This window comes from Prosthecobacter sp. SYSU 5D2 (assembly GCF_039655865.1).
In the GTDB taxonomy this organism is placed as follows: Bacteria; Verrucomicrobiota; Verrucomicrobiia; order Verrucomicrobiales; family Verrucomicrobiaceae; genus Prosthecobacter.
The window spans coordinates 1-19,420 of record NZ_JBBYXL010000004.1 but is presented as its reverse complement, the minus strand read 5'-3'; the positions used below and the strand labels follow the sequence as shown (position 1 = coordinate 19,420).

Here is a 19,420-nt window from a genome sequence, read left to right as displayed (position 1 = left end):
GATGATTGTAACGTTTCCATGAGTTTTTCCTCTCCCTTGCTTGAACGCCTGGTGGCTCTCACCCGGGATCTTATTCTGATTCCCAGCACGGATGGCCGTCCCCGGGAAAGGGCACGCTGTTTTGCCTTTTTGCGCGATCATTTGGAGGCCGTGGACGGGATCACCATCCGGGAATATGAGAGCGGTGGCTACGGCTCATTGGTGGCCTGCCCGAAGGGGGTTGACCATCCGGAAATCCTCATGGTCGCGCATCTGGATGTGATTGAGCATCCGGATGCAGATGTTTACCGCTCCACGGTCCGGGACGGGCGCATCTATGGCCCCGGGGCAGGGGATATGAAGGGGCAGGTGGCCATCATGGTTGAACTGTTCTGCCTGCTGCATCGGCGGCATCCAGGCATCTCCTTTGGCATCGCCATCACGTCGGATGAGGAGATCGGCGGCCACCATGGGGTGAAGCACCTTTTTGAGAACATCGGCCTGCGCTGTGGTGTGGCCATGGTTCCGGATGGCGGCTCCGTCAATGACATCACCATCGCTGAAAAAGGCATTCTCCATGCGCGGCTGAACTGCGAGGGGCAGGAGGGGCATGCTGCGCGGCCCTGGCTGGTGCCAAATGCCCTTCTCCAGCTCGCCGAGGGCCTGGTACGTTTGACGGGGGAGGTGGCAGGTCTCCGTGCCGGGCATGAAGACGCCCTGGATCACTGGTATCCCACCTGTGTGCCGACGGTCATGCGCACAGCGAATGAAACACTCAACTGCATTCCAGGAGAGGCCTATGCCTGCCTGGATGTACGCTTTCCTTTTCCCTATACCGCCGCCCAAATGATGGAGCGGCTACGCCTGGCGGCCGGGCCGGGTATCGAAGTGGTGGAGCTGATGTCTGCCGAGCCCACCCACCTGGCGCCGGATCCGCTCTATCTGGAGATCACCCGGAAGCTCACGGGCCTGCCGGTGAACCTGGTGCGGGCCTCCGGCGGCAGTGATTCACGTTTCATCGCCCAATACGGCATCCCGGTCATCCTTTCACGCCCGCTAGTCGGCGCCCTGCACAGCCCGGATGAGTGGATGGACATTGCCTCCATGGATTTGTATTTTCGCATCTGCGAAGAGTTCATCCTGCGCAAACTGGGCCTCGGATGAGGCGGTCCTGAGCGTAAAAGGCGATTTTTTTCCTTTAACAGGAATGAAAGATGCATGCAAGCCTGTCGTTTCCGCCAATGTCCTGCCCCCCCAGGATAACAGCGCGGACCCGTGCGCTGGCACGTAATGTTTAAAAAATCTCTCATGAAAACCACCTTCATTCACAAAACTCAAAGCTACCGTCTGCCCACGGCGCTGGCTGTCCTGGCCTGTGCCCTGGCAGGGCTTGCCCAGGCCAAGGAGATGCCGCTCGAAAGCATCCGGGCGAAGGCGGGCGAAATTGACCAATTGGTCGCCGCCAAATTGGAGAAGGAAAAAATTCAGCCGAATGCGCCAGTGACTGACGATGTTTTTGTGCGCCGCATTTATCTGGACATCGCCGGGCGCATCCCGACGCTGAGAGAAACCACGGAATTTCTGGCCAGCAAGGAGGCGGATAAGCGCGCCAAGCTGATTGACACCCTTCTCGCTTCTGACGGTTATGTGCAGAATTTTGCTAACTACTGGGGCGACATCCTGCGGGTGAAATCCAAGCTCTCTGTGGGCAACAGCCAGGCGGCCGGAGAGGCCTACCTTCAATGGGTGCGCCAGTCTCTCAAGGATAACAAGCCGTATGACCAGATGGTGCGTGAGATGCTGACCGCCAGCGGCAAGACCTATGAAAACGGGGCCGTGGGCTATTACATCCGCGATTACAACATGGCGCTGGATAACATGGCGGTGACCACCCAGGTCTTCCTGGGCACCAGCATGGTCTGTGCGCAGTGCCATAACCATCCTTTCGACAAGTGGACGCAGATGGATTATTTCCAGATGGCAGCCCACAGCAATGGCATGGTGGGCACCAACGGCCTGTCCAATCCTCTCCTTGCGGAGGCCTTTTACGGCCGCACCAGCAAGGCTAAAAAGAGCAAAAAAGCCGCACCTTCCATGGACGGCATGATGATGGGAAGCATGGCAGGCATGGACCGCAAAGATGTTGGCCGCGCCATGAATGAAATCCTCCGCCCGCTGCGCTACAACACCGTTTTGGACAACACAGATTCCAGAGCCCTGCGTCTGCCCAAGGATTATCAATACACCGATGCCAAACCCGGTGCCATCGTTGAGCCGATGATCCCGGCTTCCTTCACCAATGATGGCAACATCGTTAAAGAGGGTCAAAAACCCATTGCTGCTTATGCAGAATGGATGGCTTCCAAAGAGAATCCCCGCTTCACATTGGTCATCGCCAACCGCCTTTGGAAAAAAGCCATGGGCATGGGCCTCATTGAGCCCGTGGATGAGATCACCGATTCCACCGTGCCGAGCAATCCGCAGCTCATGACCTTCCTGGAAAGCACCATGAAGGACCTGAATTATGACATGAAGGAATACCTTCGTATCATCTTCAACAGCGAGACCTACCAGCGCGCCGCTTACGCCAAGGATGTGGAACTGGGTGAAGTCTATCATTTCCCTGGCCCTCTCCTCCGCCGCATGAGTGCAGAGCAGATCTGGGATAGCATGGTTACACTTTACAAGCCTGCTCCGGATGCGCCCAGCCTGAATTCCCGCATCGCCAGCGATACCGTCATCCGTCAGGTGGAGTGGCTGGACCGCTCCCTCAATGCCCTGACTGGCGAGGAACTCGCCGCCGGTGCCGCGCAGGTGTATGCCATGCAGCAAAAGCTGGCTGCCGACGTGCGCAAGGCCCAGGAAGACCTGACTGAAGCTGCCAAGAACAACGATGAAGAAGGCATTCGCGCCGCTAAAAAAATCGTGTCCAACCAGCGCAAGGCTCTGGATGAGGCTGCTGAGGAAATCGTGTACTCTCTGGGCTTCAAAAAATTCGCCCAGCTCATCCGTGAAGGCAAGATTGAGGAGCAGGTGGAGGATGCCGAGTTTGCGAAAGAAGTGGCCAGCGTACTGAAGTCAAACAATGGCCAGGATTTGAACATTGATGAGGCCCTCAGGATCATGGCCAAACAGCAGCGTGCCCGCCTCACTGCCCAGCAGAACGCCCGCCTGAAGCGGGATGCCGAGCAGTTGAAAGTAAACAGCAAAAAAGAGCTCGTCTCCCTGAAGGCCTGGGAAAGTTTCCGCGAAACATACATGGTGCGTTCAGCGGATCTTCGCATCCCCGCACCCAATGGTCACTTCCTCCGTGAGTTCGGCCAGAGCGACCGCGAGTTGGTCAGCAATGCCAACAATGAAGCCAGCGTTGGCCAGGCTCTCATGCTGCTGAACGGCAAAACCTTCACCCAGTTGATGAATCCCTTCACCATGATCTCCCGCTCCCTGAAGCGTGCAGCTACTGCTGAAGAGGCCATTGATACCATTTACCTCTCCCTCTTCAGCCGCAAGGCGACTGCTGAGGAAAAAGAGCTGCTGGCTCCTGTCGTTGAAGGCAATGGCCAGACCGGCAAAGGCGATGCCCTTTGGACCGCACTGAACACCCGCCAGTTCTACTTTATCCAGTAAGTGTATCAATGTCTGGCCCAACCGGCCAAAAAGAAGCGCGTCTCTTTTGCGGAGACGCGCTTTTTGTTAACATAATTTTGCCCCTCCGCCCCAGGAAATGAAGCGAGGGGAATAAGGCGGGATTAAAGATCGTCGTCCGCATCGCTGTCGCCAGCCTTCTGGCCGCGCAGCTTCGCTTCCATGAAGGCATCCAGATCACCGTCCATGACGCCGGAAACGTCGCTGGTCTTTTCCCCGGTACGGTGGTCTTTTACCATCTGGTACGGCTGGAAAACGTAACTGCGGATCTGGCTGCCCCAGCCGATGTCGGTTTTCTCACCATACTGACGGGCGATCTCGGCCTGACGTTTGTCTTCCTCGATCTGGTAGAGCTTGGCCTTGAGCATGGCCATGGCCTTGGCACGGTTCTTCGGCTGTGAGCGCTCCACCTGGCAGGCCACGATGACGCCGGAGGGTATGTGGGTGATGCGGACCGCCGTTTCCACCTTGTTCACGTTCTGGCCGCCTTTGCCGCCAGCACGATAGGTGTCCACCTTGAGGTCATCATCCCGCACCTCGATGTCAATGTCCTCTTCATTGTCCGGGGTCACGTCAATGGAGGCAAAAGAGGTGTGGCGTTTTTTGGCCGCATCAAAGGGGGAAATGCGCACCAGACGATGCACGCCACGTTCTGCCTGGAGGAAACCGTAGGCGTTTTCACCAACAATTTCCAGCGTGGCGGAGCGGGTGCCGATGTCATCACCCTCCTGGTGGTCAATGATCTGCACCTTGTATCCACGCCGCTCGGACCAGCGCACAAACATGCGCATCAGCATGTCCGCCCAGTCGCAGGCCTCCGTGCCACCGGCACCGGAGTGGATGGTCAGGAAGGCATTGCCGTGGTCAAACGGGCCTTTGAGCAGCAGTTCGAGCTCGTAGTTGGCGATGGCTTTGCCCAGCGCATCGAACTCCGTTTGCACCTCGCGGTAGCTTTGGGCATCGCCCTGTTCCTTGGCCAGCTCGATGAGCACGGGGAAGTCTTCCACGCGTGCATCCAGCTCGCCCAGCGGGGAGATCTGCTTCTTGATCACGTTGGCGCGATCAATCACCTTCTTGGCGGCATTCTGGCTGTCCCAGAAGCCTGCATCGGTCATCTTATGTTCGAGCGCCGACAACTCTTCGGTGAGTTTCGGTAAGTCAAAGATACCTCCGGAGTTCGCTCAGGCGGCCTTTAAGGCTTGCCACGTCGAACGCCTGGAGGTCGGTCAGGACGGACTTGTTGGTCGTTTCCATAGACATGGCTGATAGGACACAGGGAGGGCGTATGCAAATGAGATTTGTGAATTCTCCGCTGAGAAAAAAGCTGTCTCCCGGCAAGCAAAGGCTGGTAGAGAAAATCACTCGTCAGAACTGCCTGCCTCTGGTTGAATGCATCGCATGCTCGCCAAAGCCGCCCTCCTTGTTCTCAGCATCCTCTGGATCCTGCTGTGCATGAGATTTTACACCGCCATCTCACGCGAGAACATCCTCCAGCGCCGTCTCATTGCCATCGGTGCCGGCCTGGGAGCGGGTCTCATTTACATCCTGGGCAGCATGATCATTACTTTGCTCAACAGCCCGATGCCATCAGAAACTCCCCGCCCCTTGGAACAGGCGGAGGACGTCCGGGTTATCAACCGTTAAATGATCACGCTGCCGTCCAGTTTTTTGACGAAACGGTGCAGTACGCCGCCATCCAGCCCGTGCTGGGTAAAGGTTAGCGCATCCGGCTGGATTTGCAGATGGGTAAAGCCGTTCAGGTCTTTTCCAAAGGGCATCTTGCGTTTGTCATTCACCAGTTTGCGAATGCGCGCACCGCCGCCGCCGGAAAGGATGAAGGAGGTGAAAAGCCCTTCCAGTTCCAGATGCTGCAGATCATGGTCATGACCGCACAGATAGGCGTGCACCTGATGTTTTTGGAAAAGCCCGCCCCATTTCTCAATGAGCGGCTCGCTGTCCTCATGAGATCCATTGGAATAAAGCGGATGGTGGCCGACCACGATGGTGAAGGGCGCGCGGGGACCGGCCAGCTGCGCTTTCAGCCATTCATGCTGCAGTTCTTCTTCCGCCTCTGACATGTGGCTTTTCGGCTTGCCGGTCTTTCGGTCCTTGCCCCCGCTGATGGATGGAAAGTTGGTGTCCACAGCCAGAAAAGTGACCAGGGGCTTTGCGCCGCCCAGATCCACACGGTACCACTTCTCCGGCATGTGCCAGCGCACGCCATTCTCCCGGCCGTAGGCCAGTTGCACTTTCTCTCCTCCGATGTTGTCGTGGTAGTCATGGTTGCCCAGAACCGCCCATTGGGGGCCTGGGAAGACAGAGGCCGGATACATGTCCTCAATCTGCTCTTTCCAGCGTTTGGACTTCACCGTGAAGCTCTTTTTACGTTCCTTGACCTTTTTCCCCTCAGGGGCCTCCTCATAAGTGGGGCCATAGACATTGTCGCCAATGAACCACAGACCCGCAGGTTTGATCTTCTGGTCTTCCACAAATTTTTGCATGGCCAGCGCCACGTTTTTTTGGTCCTGCCCCCCGGTGCCAAAGTCTCCAATGGCCAGCAGATGAATGGCTTCCCCGGCGATGGCCCCTGCCGCCTGGTGCCGGAGGTTCAGTGAAAGGGCGGCGCTGGAGCAAAACAAGGTCTTGAGCGCACGACGGCGGTTCATCGGATTCATGGTGGGTAAAAACGCAGCCTTGAAGCAAAGCATATCAACTTCATTCAAGAGGCTGCACAAAGCGGAAGCGTTGGACAGATGCCTTTCAGTGATCCATACTTTAAGGTTGTCCCATCCCCCTGTTTTGACCCCCGCCACCTTTCCGATGACCCTCGCTGTTCTCCGTCCGCTCGCCCTCGGTTTCCTGGCTCTTTTTCTCGCCTCCTGTGGTACAACTTCGGGTCCCCAAAGTGGCCAGACGCAGTATCTGGAAGCTTTTTCACCCAATTCGGTTCCTCATTCCGCCCTGTACAACCAGGACATGGATTCCTACTGGGACGGGGACGGCATGACCGGCGCACCGAGCATCGTCATTGATATCAGCGATCAGAAAGCCTATTTTTATAAAGGCAGTTCCCTGGCAGGCGTCTCCGCCCTTTCCACCGGGGACGAAAAGCACCCCACCACCCTGGGGAAGTTCAAGATCACCCAGAAAGACCAGTGGCATAAGTCCAACCTGTATGGGGACTTTGTGGATGGCGCAGGAAACGTCGTGGTGGCCAATGTAGATGTCACCAAGGACAAAGCCCCTCCAGGCACTCGCTTTGAAGGATCCAAAATGCATCACTTCATGCGTTTTGTTGGAGGCATTGGCATGCATGAAGGGTTCCTTCCTGGATACCCGGCCTCCCACGGCTGTGTGCGCATGCCTGCCCACATGGCTGCCATTTTCTACAACAATGTGACCATGGGCACTCCGGTCACGGTCCGCCCCTGATCCCCCATCCCTTCCACCCATGCAGCCTGTTGAACTGCCTCTCGAAATCGGTGTGGACGATACCCAGTATTTGCTGGAGCGTCCTGGAGCACCCAAACCCAGGCTGGTTGACTGCCGCGAAGAGGATGAATGGCAGATCTGCCGTATCCATGGGGCCGAACTGGTGCCTCTTTCCCAGTTTGGCGAACTGGCCCCGCTGCGGTTTTCGGATCCATTAGAGCATGTCATCGTCTATTGCCATCATGGCATGAGAAGTCAGCGGGCCGCCCTGATGCTCCGGCAGCTCGGCCTGACCCAGGCCCAGTCCATGCGCGGCGGCATTGATGCCTGGGCCGATCTGGTGGAACCTGAGATGGCACGTTATTGATCTGCATCCTCTGACAGCATCATCGCATTGAAACCTGAAATCCCCACTCAATCCGTCGGCTTCAAAGAATGGGCCTATGTCTGTGACTCGCTCGTCCAGGGAGTCCAAACACTCATCTTGCGCAAAGGCGGCATCCACGAGGGCAGGGGAGGCTTTGAATGGAAGCACCGGCAGTTTTTCCTGTTTCCCACCTGGTTTCACACCCAGTCTGAGCGCCTCACCTGGAGCCCTGAAAACACCAGTCCCTTTCCTCCTGAGGAAGAACGCACCAGCGTGGAGATTGACGGTTATGCCACCATGGAGCAGGTGTGGAAGGTGACTGACTGGGCGCAGATGGAAGCCATCGCTTCTTTCCACATCTGGAAGGAGGAAATCGTCAAGGAGCGCTTCGTTTATGACGATGAAAGCTGTCTTCACGTCGCGTTGGTGCGGGCCTATAAGCTTCCCGAGCGATGGGCCTTCCCGTATGCAAAAGGTTACGGCGGCTGCCGCTCATGGGTGAATCTCCCCGAAGACGGGATGTCACTCATTGACAGAGCATCTGCTGCCATTGGGGATGATTCCTGGCAGCAGACCGCCGGCCGGCTCCGCTCCATTTTGGGTTAGGCCGGATGACCGGCTTTGGACACTTTTCCGGCTCGGCCTGTTTCTTCAGGCGGCCAGTTCTTCGCGTTGCCGCCACCGTAGCTCATGCTGGGTGGCGCGAAGAAAAAAATCATCGGCCTCCTGGGTGTTTTGATCGGGGTCCAGAGGCAGCCTCATCGTCAGTTCCAGCCCCTGGGGCTCCATCCTCCTGGCATCAATGCTGCCGCCATGAAGATGCAAGGTCACATAACAGGCCATCATATTGACGCCAAAGTCATCCGGCTTGCGGCTGCGAGTGAAGAAGGGGTCAAACAGATTTGCCGCCCGGTCTTGCGCCCCCCAGGCACCATTGTCTGTCAGGACCATGACCGCCTGCTCTTGACCTGTGACATCCTTTTCCATGGTGGCCCGGATGAGCACCCGGTCCCCTGGCTGCAGATGCGTGATCTCTTCGATCAGGAGCAGCCGCCAGAGCTGGCGGAAGCGCTCGCCATGTACCAGCAGCGGCGGCAGGTCCGAGGCGATTTCAAAATTGATCCGGATATTGCGTTCCTGGAAATGGCCCAGGTAGGCCCCCAGCATTTCTTCAAGCAAAGGCCCCAGCTCAATGGTGTCCTGGCGGACCAGCTTCCGGGAGTGGGAGGCGTGTGCCAGATGGTTGAGCAGAGTTTGGATCCGTTCAATCTGCGCCTGCGCCTGGTGCTGGGTTTCCACCCAGAAATTGGGGTCACGAGGAGGTTTGCCTTCCACCTCTTCCATGAGTTTCATCGGGGCCAGGTCAATGAAAGCGCGCACCACCGTCAGGGCATTGCGCAGGTGGTGGTTCAGCCCTTCCGCCATGATCCCCATGCCGGCCACCCGGTCTGCCATCAGGGTGCTGCGGATGCTTTCAGCATTTTCCACCAGCAGATTTTCACGCTCCTGCAGCGTCGTGTAATATTCCATGCCCTGGCGCAGCACCGTGGCCAGTTGCTCAGGGTCCAGTGGTTTGTGCAGGTAGCGGTAGGCACGGCCTTCGTTCACCGCTTTCACAGCCGTCTGATAATCGGTGAATGCCGTCACCAGAATGCGCACCAGGTTCGGGTGCAGCTTGCGTGCACGGTCCATCAGTTCCACCCCGCTTTCACCTGGCATGCGCTGGTCGGTCAGCAGGATGCCGATCTGCGAGCCATAGGCTTCAAGAATCCGGTATCCGTCGGCGGCATTGCTGGCGGTGTGGATGACAAACTCATCCTCAAACATCTGCCGGAAATAATGCAGGGCTTTCTCCTCATCATCCACATAGAGGACGTGGTATTGGGATTGGGGGGGGGCATTCATGCGGCAGCAGAGGCGGGAGCAGCAGCGGGTTGAAAACGGAGAGTAAATTCAGTGAAGGTACCAGGCTGGCTGGTGGCATTGATGGAGCCTCCCATGCCTTGCATCATGCGATAGCACAGGCTCAGGCCCAGGCCCATTCCCTGTCCCACTTCCTTGGTGGTGAAGAACGGGTCAAAAATACGCTGCAAGTGCTCCTGGGGAATGCCGCTTCCGTTATCCCGGATGCTGACCACCAGCTCATCTTCATCCTTGTAGGCCTGCATCACAATCTCCGGGGAGGTGTGTTCCTGCATGGCATCCAGGCTGTTTTGCATGAGGTTGATCAGGATCTGGATGATGTGGTTTTCATCCCCCAGCACGGTAAAGTCCTCCGGTACTTCCACCTGCACGCGCGCCGCGGCATCGCCCACCTGCTTCGCCATCAGACGGGATGCCTTGGCCACGGCGTGATGCAGATTCACCGGGGAAGATCCTTTGTTTTCCGGATGGGCGAACGTGCGCAGATCAGAGACAATCGAAGCCACCCGGTCCACGCCTTCGCCAATGTCCGTCAGGATCTGGTTCATGGATTCTACCGTTTCCGGTGGCAGTGCCTTGGTCTTCTTCTTGAGGACGAAGAGGGCCGACTTGACAAAATTCAGCGGATTGTTGATCTCATGAACAATGCCTGCGCTCAGCCGCCCGATGGAGGCCAGCTTCTCACTTTGATTCAATTGCGCCTCCGTCTCCCTCAGACGTTTCAGCGTCGCAGAAAGCTCTTCGTTGCGGCGCGCCAGCTCCTCCCGCTGCGCCTCCACCTTGCAGCGGTTCACAAACTCGCGCAGCCGGATGGCATGATGCTGGCGGCTGCCGAAATAAAGGATGACACAGGTCAGCAGGATGAAGAGCGTGTTATTGATGAACAGGCCAATGGAGCGCGGGTCGCCGTCATACTTCAGATTTGGAATGGTGGCTGCCAGATAAAAACTCATCACCAACGCCACCGTGAGGCCGATTTCCCTGAAGGTCCAGTTAAAGACAAAAGAGGTACCCACCAGACAAAGCATGAGTCCGGCATAATAATGAGAACTGCCATCACCTGAAAAATAGATCATCAGGCAGATGGCCAAGGCTGGCAGCAATGGCAAAATCACAGGGTACACACGATGATATCGGGCCGCCCACGGGCGGTCCAGAGCCAGCAGCAGCGGGATGCACATCGCTGAGCACAGGATGCGCAGCAACAAAAACTCCCAAAAACGTGCCGGATAGGCAAGCCAGTCCAGGACGGCACAAAACGGCACCAGCACCATGACAAACCAAGCTCCGAGCCGCGCGTTGCGCATGTTGAGCTCTTGCAACTCACCTTCAAACCGGGCCGATTTCTCTGCCGCCTCCAGGATTTTTGGATCCACTGGCGGAGCTGTCTGGGGAGTCACCTGAACCTTTTTGCTGGCTGCTGGAAAATGCAGCGGCGCAGTCGTGGGTGAAGTTCCGGTTAATGCGATCACGAGTTGTATAATTTATGTAAATTATACTGGTTTCAGAAAGTGTGGCAACTCTTTCTTTTCTGCGGAACGTTCGATTTTTTGTTGCCTTAAGCATTGGGCCTGAATGAATCACTCATTAAATAGTTGGCGCCTTCCCTTTCATCGACGGATATGAAGGAAGTAATTGACCCCCTCTGGTTCCCAGAAGATTTGCACCTGGTCCGGTGATGCTCCCGCACGGGCGGCCAGGGTGGTCAGGGTCTCCCGGCTGCGGTGGATGAGCTGCCAGTGGCCCAGCAGTTCCATGTAGTCCCGGCTGGGATTGAAATCTGAAAAATTGCCAATGACCACTTCACCTCCAGGCTGCGTGACGGCCATCATGGCCTTCAGCACATGAACGAAAACGCGGTCGCTAAGATAATCGAACAGTCCCGCCGACCAGGTCAGATGATATCCACGGGTGGGGACGAAGCGCAGGACATTGCGATGATGGAAGGTGAGCTTGGAGGCCCATGGTGAGCAGAGCTTCCTGGCGTACTGGATGGCGTGGGCATCCATGTCCACACAGTCCATGGATACCTGGGCCTCAGGGTTGTTTTGCAGGAATTCACGCACATCCCGGGCAGGTCCGCTGGCCACGTTCAGTACGGCCAGGGGGCCCTTGCCCTGCTGGTTGTCCAGGTGGGACTGCATCAGATCCTGGAAATACCCTTTCCGGTTCCGCACCGCCACGGGCGCAGCCTGGCTGTGAAAAAACAAATCCCACAGGCGCAATTTCGGATCCGGGTTGGTGTGCCGCGTATAGATGTGATCAATGATCTCAAAATCGCCGCTGTAGCCATACTTCCGTTCCAGGGCCTGCGCCTGCATGGTGCCCTGCAAATGGTTTTGGGTCAGGTCAAGGATGTAGGCTGAAACCTCATTCTGATACAGGCTGCCACCCCTCACGGCATCTCCCAGATGGCGAACCGCCCTGTTTAATACGCTGTATTCCTGAGGCAGCGGTCCTCCTTTGCCAAGAAAATCGTGAAGCAGATCATCAAAAGAATTGAGCAGATGGGACTCACGACGGCTTAGAACCGGCGACTCTGTGGTGAGGATGGAGTAGGGAGGCGGCATCTCGAGATTATTTTAAAATACCCTCTCTGATTGGTATTCAGGGGGAATGTTTTGTTAAAATAACCGAGATGTTAAGCCGGGCAAAATGCGAAATGTTTCAAATAGTCAACTTTGTTTCTAGAAAATCAGGTTCAGTCTAATCCCTCCAAAAAATGGGCTGGTTCGAATTCAAAAAAGGCCACGTTTCGCAAACGTGGGCAAAACTGCGTCTGAAAAACAGCCGAAATCCTCAAAAAAGATGTTTTTTGGGCATTTGGACGCTACTGGCAGCCTATATTTAGCAGCCTCTTCCCGTTTCATTCATGAGTTCAGAATTTCTCTTCCAAGCGGTCATTTATCTCCTCGCTGCTATCATCGCAGTGCCCATCGCAAAACGTTTGGGCCTGGGGTCGGTGCTCGGATATTTGCTTGCCGGACTGGTGATTGGTCCATCTGTCGGAGGGCTTGTTGGGGAGGTGGAAGATGTGCAGCATGTGGCGGAATTTGGCGTGGTGATGATGCTCTTTGTGGTGGGGCTGGAACTGCGGCCCAGCCTCCTGTGGCGGCTGCGGGGGCCTATTCTGGGGACGGGCAGCGCCCAGGTGTTGTGCACAGCAGCAGGGGTGACCGGTGTGGCCATGGTCTGCGGTCTGGTCTGGCCGGTAGCGGTCACACTGGGGCTGATCCTGAGCATGTCATCCACCGCCATCGTCATCCAGTCCCTGGCGGAGCGGGGCATCCTGAATACTCGCGGAGGGCAGGCCTGCTTTTCAGTCCTGCTGTTTCAGGACATCGCGGTCATCCCCATGCTGGCCGTGCTGCCCTGGCTGGCACACACGTATTTAGGCCATGCGGATGCGGCGGCTGGCGGTCATGGAACCGGGCATGAATCTGCGCTGACGCACCTGCCTCAATGGGCACAGACACTTTGCACCATTGGTGCAGTGATCGGTGTGGTGGTGGTGGCACATTATTTTTTGAGGTATGTCTTCCGTTATGTGGCGGCCTCCAAGCTGCGGGAAATGTTTACCGTGGTGACGCTGCTGGTGGTGGCCGGGGTGGCCTGGCTGATGCATCTGGTCGGGCTGTCCGCCGCGCTGGGCACCTTCATCGCTGGCGTAGTCCTGGCGGAAAGTGAATACCGGCACCAGCTTGAGGCCGACGTTGAACCCTTCAAAGGACTGCTGCTGGGTCTGTTTTTCATGGCCGTTGGTGCCGGGTTGAACTTGGGCCTGGTCATAGCGCAGCCGGGCCTCATCGCCTTGCTGGTGGCGGGTTTGATCGGCCTCAAGTTCCTGGTGCTGCTGGCGCTCGGCGGCACCTTTCGTCTGGGCCTCGGAGCGTCCTTTGTCTTTGCCTGCGCCATGGCCCAGGGCGGGGAGTTTTGTTTCGTTCTTCTCGGCACCGCCGGGCAGCTAGGCCTGGTGGAGCCGGAGCTGGCGGCACTGATGAATGCGGCAGTCGCCATCAGCATGGCGCTGACTCCTTTGATGCTTATTGCCAATGACCGGCTCATCCAGCCGCGATTCGCCACGATGAAAACGGCCCGCGAACCGGATGCCGTGGAATCCCATGACCACCCGGTCATCCTCGCTGGCTTCGGCCGCTTTGGTCACATCATCGGGCGGCTGCTGCAGTCGAACGGTTTTGGCGTCACCGTTTTGGACAACGATCCTGACCAGGTAGAAATGCTGGCCCGCTTTGGCCTGAAGTCTTTTTACGGCGATGCCTCGCGGGCGGACCTGCTGGCGGCTGCAGGGGCAGAAAAGGCCAGGCTGTTTATCTGCGCGGTGGATGATGAGGCCAAGTCCCTGGAGATCGTGGACCTTGTCAGGCATGAGTTCCCGCATCTTCGCATCCTGGCACGGGCCACGAGCCGGGATCATGCCTACCAGCTCATCCAGCGCGGCGTGATGGACTTCCGTCGCGACCTGCTTGGCAGCGCCCTGGACATGGGGGCTGACGCCCTGCGGGTGATGGGATTCCGCGCGCACCGGGCCGTGCGCGCCGTGGAGCTGTTTCGCTGCTACGAAGAGGAAAGCGTGCGCGAACTGGCCAAGCACTATGGCGGCGACCAGGCCACCTACATCTCCGTCGCCCGTCAACATCTGGAAAATCTGGAAGCCGTCTTCCGTCAGGACCTCAAACGCCAGCACCTGGACCGCGAGGATGCCTGGGATGTGGCAGGGCCGAAGGAGCCGTGAAGCTTTATAAAAGCTGCACCCCTTCATGGGCCAGCAGCCAGCGCTTCCGCTCCAGGCCACCCGCATAACCGGTCAGCGCACCCTTGCCGCCAATCACCCGGTGGCAGGGTATAACAATGGACAGCGGATTCCTGCCGACCGCCGCGCCCACCGCACGCACCGCCGCCGGAGCATTCACGTGGGCGGCTAGCTGGGCATAGCTCCATGTCTGGCCAGCGGGGATGAGTTTCAGAGACTCCCAGACCTGTCGCTGAAAAGGCGTGCCGCTGACGGGATCCAGCGGCAGCATGAAGTCCAGGCTCTTGCCCATGAAATAGCGGGCCAGGGCCGTCAGCACGGGATCAAAGCGGCTGCCATCGTCCTCACGGATCCAGGTTTCCGCATCACGCGGCCAGTGACGCTGACCCTCCAGGTAGAGGCCGGAGAGCCCCACATCGGTGGCTACAAGGGTGATCTGGCCGATGGGGGAAGAAGTGTGGGTGTAGTAGCGAACAGGTATCATGGGGAAGTGGGGGTCAGGCTTTTCCAAAGGGCGGCGGCTGCATAGGCACGCCAGGGCCGCCAGGCAGCGGAGCGGCTCTCTGCCACAGAGGTGGAGACCATCTCGCCCTGGCCGATGGCCTTGCGCAAGCCGAGATCCGCCGCAGGAAACGCATCTGGAAAACGCAGTGCACGCATGGCGATGTAGTGCGCCGTCCAGGGGCCGATGCCCGGCAGGGCGACGAGGCGGGCCACGGCTGCTTCGTGGTCCAGCCCCGGTGGAAAATCCAGCCCGCCAGCCCGCGCCGTGACCGCCAGATGCAGCAAGGCCAAAGCACGCGCCTTTACCAGTCCCAGGCTGCAAAGATCATCCACGGTGAGCTTTTCCAAAGCCTCAGGCGTGATGGCCAGGCGATGCAGATTATTAAACGGCGTTTCAATCAAAGCCCCAGTGCGGGCCGCCAGCCTGCCGGAAAGCGTGGTCGCCGCCGTGACTGTGATCTGCTGGCCCAGCACTGCGCGCACCGCCAGTTCAAAAGTATCCCAAGCCCCGCCCACCCGCAGCCCCGGACACCGCCGGAAGACGGGCGCAAGCAACGGATCATCACCGAGCACGCTCAGGATGGCATCCGGTCGCGCATCCAGGTCAAACATCCGTCTCACTCTCGACTGCACCGCGCCGAGCTGCCGGGTGAGGGCAGGGGACACCTCCACCACCAGCACATCCTCGTTCTCTTGCGGCCACACTCGCATCCAGCCGCAGGCACTGCCCAGGGCCACCGTGCGGCGATATTCGCGCCCTTCGATCTCCTCTACTCCAGGAACCAGCCGGCTGCGGAAGTATTCCATCAGCGTATCCCAGGCCAGCGGAGCCCGGTAGCTGAGCCGAAGCCGGATGCCATCTTCATTCTTTGGCTTGGAATTCTGCTTTCGGCAGGCACTCGGAGCCAGATGATACCGCTCTTTAAACAGCGCATTAAACGCCCGCAGGCTGCGAAAGCCTGCCGCCAGGGCGATCTCGCTCACCGGTTGCGCGGTCTCTTGCAGGAGCTGCTTGGCCATTAGCAACCGCTGGGTCTGGATAACCTGCAACGGCGTGACGCCGAACGCACTCTGCAACAGCCGGCGCACCTGCCGGGAGCTAAGCCCGAGTTCATGCTCCAGATCTTCCAGCCGGATACCTTCCACCGCCCGTTCCTGCAGACGATGCAAAACCGCCTCCGCCAACGAGCCACCTTGACACCCCGGCGCCAGCTCCGGCCGGCAGCGCAAGCAAGGCCGAAAGCCTGCCACCTCCGCCGCGCTGGCCGTGGGATAAAAAGCACAGGAGCTGAACGCAGGCGTCCGCGCAGGGCACACCGGCCGGCAATAAATGCCAGTCGTTTTCACCGCCGTAAAGAACACTCCATCAAACCGCGCATCCCTCCCCTGGAGGGCCGCATAGCAGGTGGTCGTGTTCAAATTCATCCAGCCAGAATGACAGCAAACCGTCTCCTGTGCTCGCCGTTTTCGGACAAAGATAAAACCTGATTTCTGAAGACCCTTTATCGGCCTCACTCCCTGGCTGCCACAGGTTGCCGCTGTGGGCTGTGCTCTGGTGATCATTATGTCATTCTTTATCACCACCTGATGAACCCGGATGCTGACACACTTTCGTTTTGAGGAGGCCCTATGCTTTGATGTGTCTGGAATGTTAGGCGGGTAGAATACCCGCGCACTCCTGCTGCGGTAGCTTCGCGTGGGATGTCTGCGGATTATCCCTTTTGCCTTAACCCGATGACAATGAGGTTCATGCGGCGGAGGAATGTCCAGGCGGAGCCGATGAGGATGATGAGGAGGGCCCACCAGATGGCGACGGGTTCGCGGCCGGTGAGGCTTTCGCCGAGGGCGATGAGGGTGCCGAGGGTGAGGACGGCCATGCGGTGCTGTTTGGCCATGGGGCCGATGAAGCTCTGCTGGCCGGTGAGGGTGCCCTGAAGGAGGCGTATGTAGGCTGTGCCCATGGCGAGGATGGCGCAGGTCCAGCCGAGAGGGAGGCTTTCATAAAGCTTCAGCACGCCGGGCTCCATGCGGGTGCTGTAACCTGCTGCGACAAGGATGAAAACATCGGCGACGCGGTCGGGCACTTCATTGTAGATGGGGCCGGTGGCGGAGGCCTTGCCCCCCTCCACGGCGACCATGCCGTCCATGAGATTGCAGAGGAGGCGGAACTGGATGCCGGCGGCAGCGCCGAACCAAAGGAGGGCGGTGGCGATGGGCGTGGTCTGCTCCGGCACGTAGAGATAGCAGGTCATGGACCCGGTGGCAAAAACGATGCTGAGGACGGAGATGGCATTCGGCGAGAGACTGGAGGCAATGAGCCAGCGGGCGAGCAGGCGCGCCCAGCCAGTGTTGCGGGATTTGAGCTCGCGGCGGGGTCCGTGATCGGAATGAGTGGCCATGTGCGGAGGTAAGCACAGGGCGGCGGGATGCGCCAATTTTAAACCTAAGGAGCGATGGGGAAGGTGGTGCTGGCTGGCTCTGTAAGGGAGCGAATAACCCGGCATGGAACGCCGGCGGCGACGACCTGCGGGGGAATGTCGTGAGTGACGACACTGCCAGCTCCGATGATGGCCCCTTCGCCAATAGTCACGCCGGGGGTGATATGGACGCCGCCGCCAACCCACACACCATTACCGATCTTGACCGGCCTGGCGAAGCAGGCCCCGGCGCTGCGCTCCTCCCGGTTGAAAGCATGATTGGAGGTGTAAATGGAGACGCGGGGGCCGAGGAGTACGTCATCACCAATTTCCACGGTGCCGCCATCGAGAATGATGCAGTCGAAATTGGCGTAAAATTTGTTGCCGATGGAGATGTTGAAGCCGAACTCGCAGCGGAAGCTGGGCTCGAAGTGGACGCCGATGCCGATGTTTTTGAGGATGGAGCGGAGGAGGGATTCGCGATGGGCGGGGGGCTGGCCGAAGCTGGCGTTGTAGGCATTGGTGGCGAGGATGGCGCGCTCGCGGGCCTGGATGAGCTCGGGGGTGAGGTCATTGTACATGTGGCCTTCAAGAATGTACTGGCGCTGTTCTTCAAGTGTCATGGCAAAGGCAGTTCGCGCGGGTGATGCGGGGCGGCTGTCCTGGCTTTTATAACCGCACGGTTGAAGTCGGATGCGATGACCTGGGAAGTAAACTTTTGAAGTCGAACTCCGGTGTGTTTCACGGCCATCGGCAGTCAATCCTGGCCTCAAGAAGGTCAGTCTTTTTTGCTAAAGATGCCTTTGACCTTGGAAAAGAAGCCGGGCTTTTCATCACCGGGGACAAAACGGGCGGCGGGATCTGGAACGGTGGCAGGAAGAGTGACAGGAGCGGCCTGGTCCCAGCCGCCGCCGAGGGCTTTGATGAGGGAGATGCTGGCGATGAGGCGCTGGCCGGCGACCTGGACGCTGGCGCGCTGGGTGGCGAGGGTGGAGCGGTTGGCCTCGATGACATCGAGGTAGGGGCTGGTGCCGGACTCGTAACGGGTGCGGGCGAGGCTGGCGGCACGCTCGGCACTGGTGCGGGCACGGATCTGGGCTTCATGTGAGATGGCCAGGTTGCGGATGGAGGATAGGCTGGTTTCGACATCGGCGACGGCGGCGAGGAAAGCCTGGCGGTAACCGGCGAGGGCCTCGTCATGCTGGGCTTTGGCCTTGTTGAGGTTGAAGATGTTTTTGCCACCCGAGAAAAGAGGGATGCTGATGCTGGGGCCGTAGCTGTAGATCAGGGATTCCGGCTGCATGAGCAGGTCAATATCGGCGCTCTGAAAACCGGCGCGGCCGATGAGCTTGATGCTGGGGAAGAACTGGGCTTTGGCGACGCCGATGCGGGCGGTGGCGGCCATGAGGGCACGTTCGGCCTGGGAGACGTCCGGGCGGCGCTCGAGGAGGTCACTGGGGGCACCGACGGGGAGGGCGGGGGGAGAGGAGAGGCTGCCGGTGGAGGCAGGGATGCGGAAGCTGGCGGCATTGGCGCCAAGGAGGATGGCGATGGCGTTTTCAAGCTGGTCGCGCTGGGCCTGGAGGGAGGAGGTTTCGGCTTCGGCGGAGGCGACTTCGGTTTCCGACTGGGCCTGCTCAAGCTCGCTGCCGGCTCCTGCATCCACACGGGCCTTGGCGATTTTGAAAGCTTCGCCACGGAGACCGACGGCTTCACGGACGAGGCGGATTTCCTGGTCGAGGACGCGGAGCTGGAAGTAGTTGGTGGCGACATCGGCCTGGATGCCTAACAAGATGTTATGAACGGCATCGGCGGCGGCTTCAGCATCGGCGCGACCGGCCTGGGCATTGCGGCGGATTTTGCCAAAGAGGTCAAGCTCCCAGGTGAGGTCGGTGAGGGCATTATAAGAGGGGCCTTCGTAAAAGAGGCCATTGAGAGGGATGGGGCTGATGGCGTTTTCCGAGGTGCGCTGGCGGTCGGCCGTGAGGGGCGCGGAGACAACGGGGAAGAGATCGGCGCGGGCCATGCGGGCGGTGGCGCGGGCCTGGTCAAAACGGGCGATGGCGGCTTTGAGATTCTGGTTGTTGGCCGTGGCGGCGGCCATGAGCTCGTTGAGTTTGGGATCGCGAAATATTTTCCACCATTCGCCCTTCGGCTGATCGGAGGCGGGCCGCGCCTCCCGCCAGGCGACGCCTTTGAAGCGGGCCGGGGTTTCCGTGGCCGGGCGCTCATAGTTAGGCCCGACCTGGGCAATGAGGGCGCCGGTGCTGAGGAGGAGTGGGAGGAGGAAGCGCATGGGAGAGGGATTCAGTATGCAGTGAGCGGTATTCAGTTTTCAGGAGGCAGCTCAGTGCTCGTGGCTCAGTGTGGGGGCGGCGGCGT

17 protein-coding genes are annotated in these 19,420 nt (G+C 58.8%); 7 read left to right on the top strand and 10 right to left on the bottom strand.

The genetic code is table 11. The features are described 5' to 3' along the window. Positions 1-36 precede the first annotated feature (36 nt). On the top strand, positions 37-1,143 hold the full coding sequence (locus tag WJU23_RS07535; protein ID WP_346331936.1) for a M20 family metallopeptidase: 1,107 nt from the start codon (positions 37-39) through the stop codon (positions 1,141-1,143). Positions 1,144-1,287: 144 nt separating this feature from the next. Beyond that, complete coding sequence (locus tag WJU23_RS07530; protein ID WP_346331935.1) at positions 1,288-3,606, top strand: DUF1549 domain-containing protein; 2,319 nt, start codon at positions 1,288-1,290, stop codon at positions 3,604-3,606. Positions 3,607-3,728: 122 nt separating this feature from the next. On the opposite strand, the gene prfB is transcribed toward WJU23_RS07530, so the two are convergent. Continuing rightward, positions 3,729-4,854 (bottom strand): peptide chain release factor 2 gene (gene prfB / locus WJU23_RS07525; RefSeq protein WP_346332287.1). Its coding sequence is split into 2 segments (ribosomal slippage): positions 3,729-4,790 and positions 4,792-4,854, totalling 1,125 coding nucleotides; the frame shifts between segments, so codons are not numbered across the junction. A gap of 168 nt (positions 4,855-5,022) precedes the next feature. On the opposite strand from prfB, the gene WJU23_RS07520 reads away from it, so the two are divergent. Beyond that, positions 5,023-5,268: a hypothetical protein gene (locus WJU23_RS07520; RefSeq protein ID WP_346331934.1), complete on the top strand. Its 246-nt coding sequence runs from the start codon at positions 5,023-5,025 to the stop codon at positions 5,266-5,268. Here the strand turns inward: WJU23_RS07520 and WJU23_RS07515 are convergent. Continuing rightward, positions 5,265-6,299 (bottom strand): metallophosphoesterase, encoded by a 1,035-nt coding sequence (locus WJU23_RS07515; protein ID WP_346331933.1) that lies wholly within the window; start codon positions 6,297-6,299, stop codon positions 5,265-5,267. The two genes, WJU23_RS07520 and WJU23_RS07515, sit on opposite strands and share 4 nt — an antisense overlap. A gap of 145 nt (positions 6,300-6,444) precedes the next feature. Between WJU23_RS07515 and WJU23_RS07510 the strand changes: the two genes are divergently transcribed. The 3 genes from WJU23_RS07510 to WJU23_RS07500 are packed head-to-tail and all read left to right on the top strand — an operon-like array spanning position 6,445 to position 8,029. Beyond that, positions 6,445-7,056: a L,D-transpeptidase family protein gene (locus WJU23_RS07510; RefSeq protein WP_346331932.1), complete on the top strand. Its 612-nt coding sequence runs from the start codon at positions 6,445-6,447 to the stop codon at positions 7,054-7,056. 19 nt (positions 7,057-7,075) lie between these two features. Then, a complete protein-coding gene (locus tag WJU23_RS07505) occupies positions 7,076-7,423 on the top strand; it encodes a rhodanese-like domain-containing protein (protein WP_346331931.1) in 348 nt (115 codons plus the stop codon). 27 nt (positions 7,424-7,450) lie between these two features. Continuing rightward, entirely contained in the window at positions 7,451-8,029 is a 579-nt protein-coding gene (locus tag WJU23_RS07500) for a DUF1802 family protein (RefSeq protein ID WP_346331930.1), read from the top strand. Between the two features lie 45 nt (positions 8,030-8,074). On the opposite strand, the gene WJU23_RS07495 is transcribed toward WJU23_RS07500, so the two are convergent. From WJU23_RS07495 to WJU23_RS07485, 3 genes are all read right to left on the bottom strand, one after another. After that, on the bottom strand, positions 8,075-9,328 hold the full coding sequence (locus WJU23_RS07495) for a hybrid sensor histidine kinase/response regulator (RefSeq protein WP_346331929.1): 1,254 nt from the start codon (positions 9,326-9,328) through the stop codon (positions 8,075-8,077). After that, complete coding sequence (locus tag WJU23_RS07490) at positions 9,325-10,818, bottom strand: ATP-binding protein (RefSeq protein ID WP_346331928.1); 1,494 nt, start codon at positions 10,816-10,818, stop codon at positions 9,325-9,327. The genes WJU23_RS07495 and WJU23_RS07490 overlap by 4 nt, the downstream gene beginning before the upstream one ends. Positions 10,819-10,956: 138 nt before the next feature. After that, complete coding sequence (locus tag WJU23_RS07485) at positions 10,957-11,916, bottom strand: class I SAM-dependent methyltransferase (RefSeq protein WP_346331927.1); 960 nt, start codon at positions 11,914-11,916, stop codon at positions 10,957-10,959. A gap of 302 nt (positions 11,917-12,218) precedes the next feature. Between WJU23_RS07485 and WJU23_RS07480 the strand changes: the two genes are divergently transcribed. Further along, positions 12,219-14,099, top strand: a complete 1,881-nt coding sequence (locus WJU23_RS07480) for a monovalent cation:proton antiporter-2 (CPA2) family protein (protein ID WP_346331926.1) — start codon at positions 12,219-12,221, stop codon at positions 14,097-14,099. Positions 14,100-14,103: 4 nt separating this feature from the next. On the opposite strand, the gene WJU23_RS07475 is transcribed toward WJU23_RS07480, so the two are convergent. From WJU23_RS07475 to WJU23_RS07455, 5 genes are all read right to left on the bottom strand, one after another. Then, on the bottom strand, positions 14,104-14,601 hold the full coding sequence (locus tag WJU23_RS07475) for a methylated-DNA--[protein]-cysteine S-methyltransferase (protein WP_346331925.1): 498 nt from the start codon (positions 14,599-14,601) through the stop codon (positions 14,104-14,106). Next, on the bottom strand, positions 14,598-16,046 hold the full coding sequence (locus tag WJU23_RS07470; protein ID WP_346331924.1) for an AlkA N-terminal domain-containing protein: 1,449 nt from the start codon (positions 16,044-16,046) through the stop codon (positions 14,598-14,600). Before WJU23_RS07470 ends, WJU23_RS07475 begins: the two co-directional genes overlap by 4 nt. A 287-nt stretch (positions 16,047-16,333) precedes the next feature. Then, positions 16,334-17,020: a CDP-alcohol phosphatidyltransferase family protein gene (locus WJU23_RS07465; protein ID WP_346331923.1), complete on the bottom strand. Its 687-nt coding sequence runs from the start codon at positions 17,018-17,020 to the stop codon at positions 16,334-16,336. Positions 17,021-17,064: 44 nt separating this feature from the next. Further along, positions 17,065-17,661 carry a sugar O-acetyltransferase gene (locus tag WJU23_RS07460; RefSeq protein ID WP_346331922.1) on the bottom strand — a complete coding sequence of 199 codons (597 nt, stop codon included), beginning with the start codon at positions 17,659-17,661 and terminating at the stop codon, positions 17,065-17,067. 155 nt (positions 17,662-17,816) lie between these two features. Then, on the bottom strand, positions 17,817-19,334 hold the full coding sequence (locus tag WJU23_RS07455; protein WP_346331921.1) for an efflux transporter outer membrane subunit: 1,518 nt from the start codon (positions 19,332-19,334) through the stop codon (positions 17,817-17,819). Positions 19,335-19,420 lie beyond the last annotated feature (86 nt).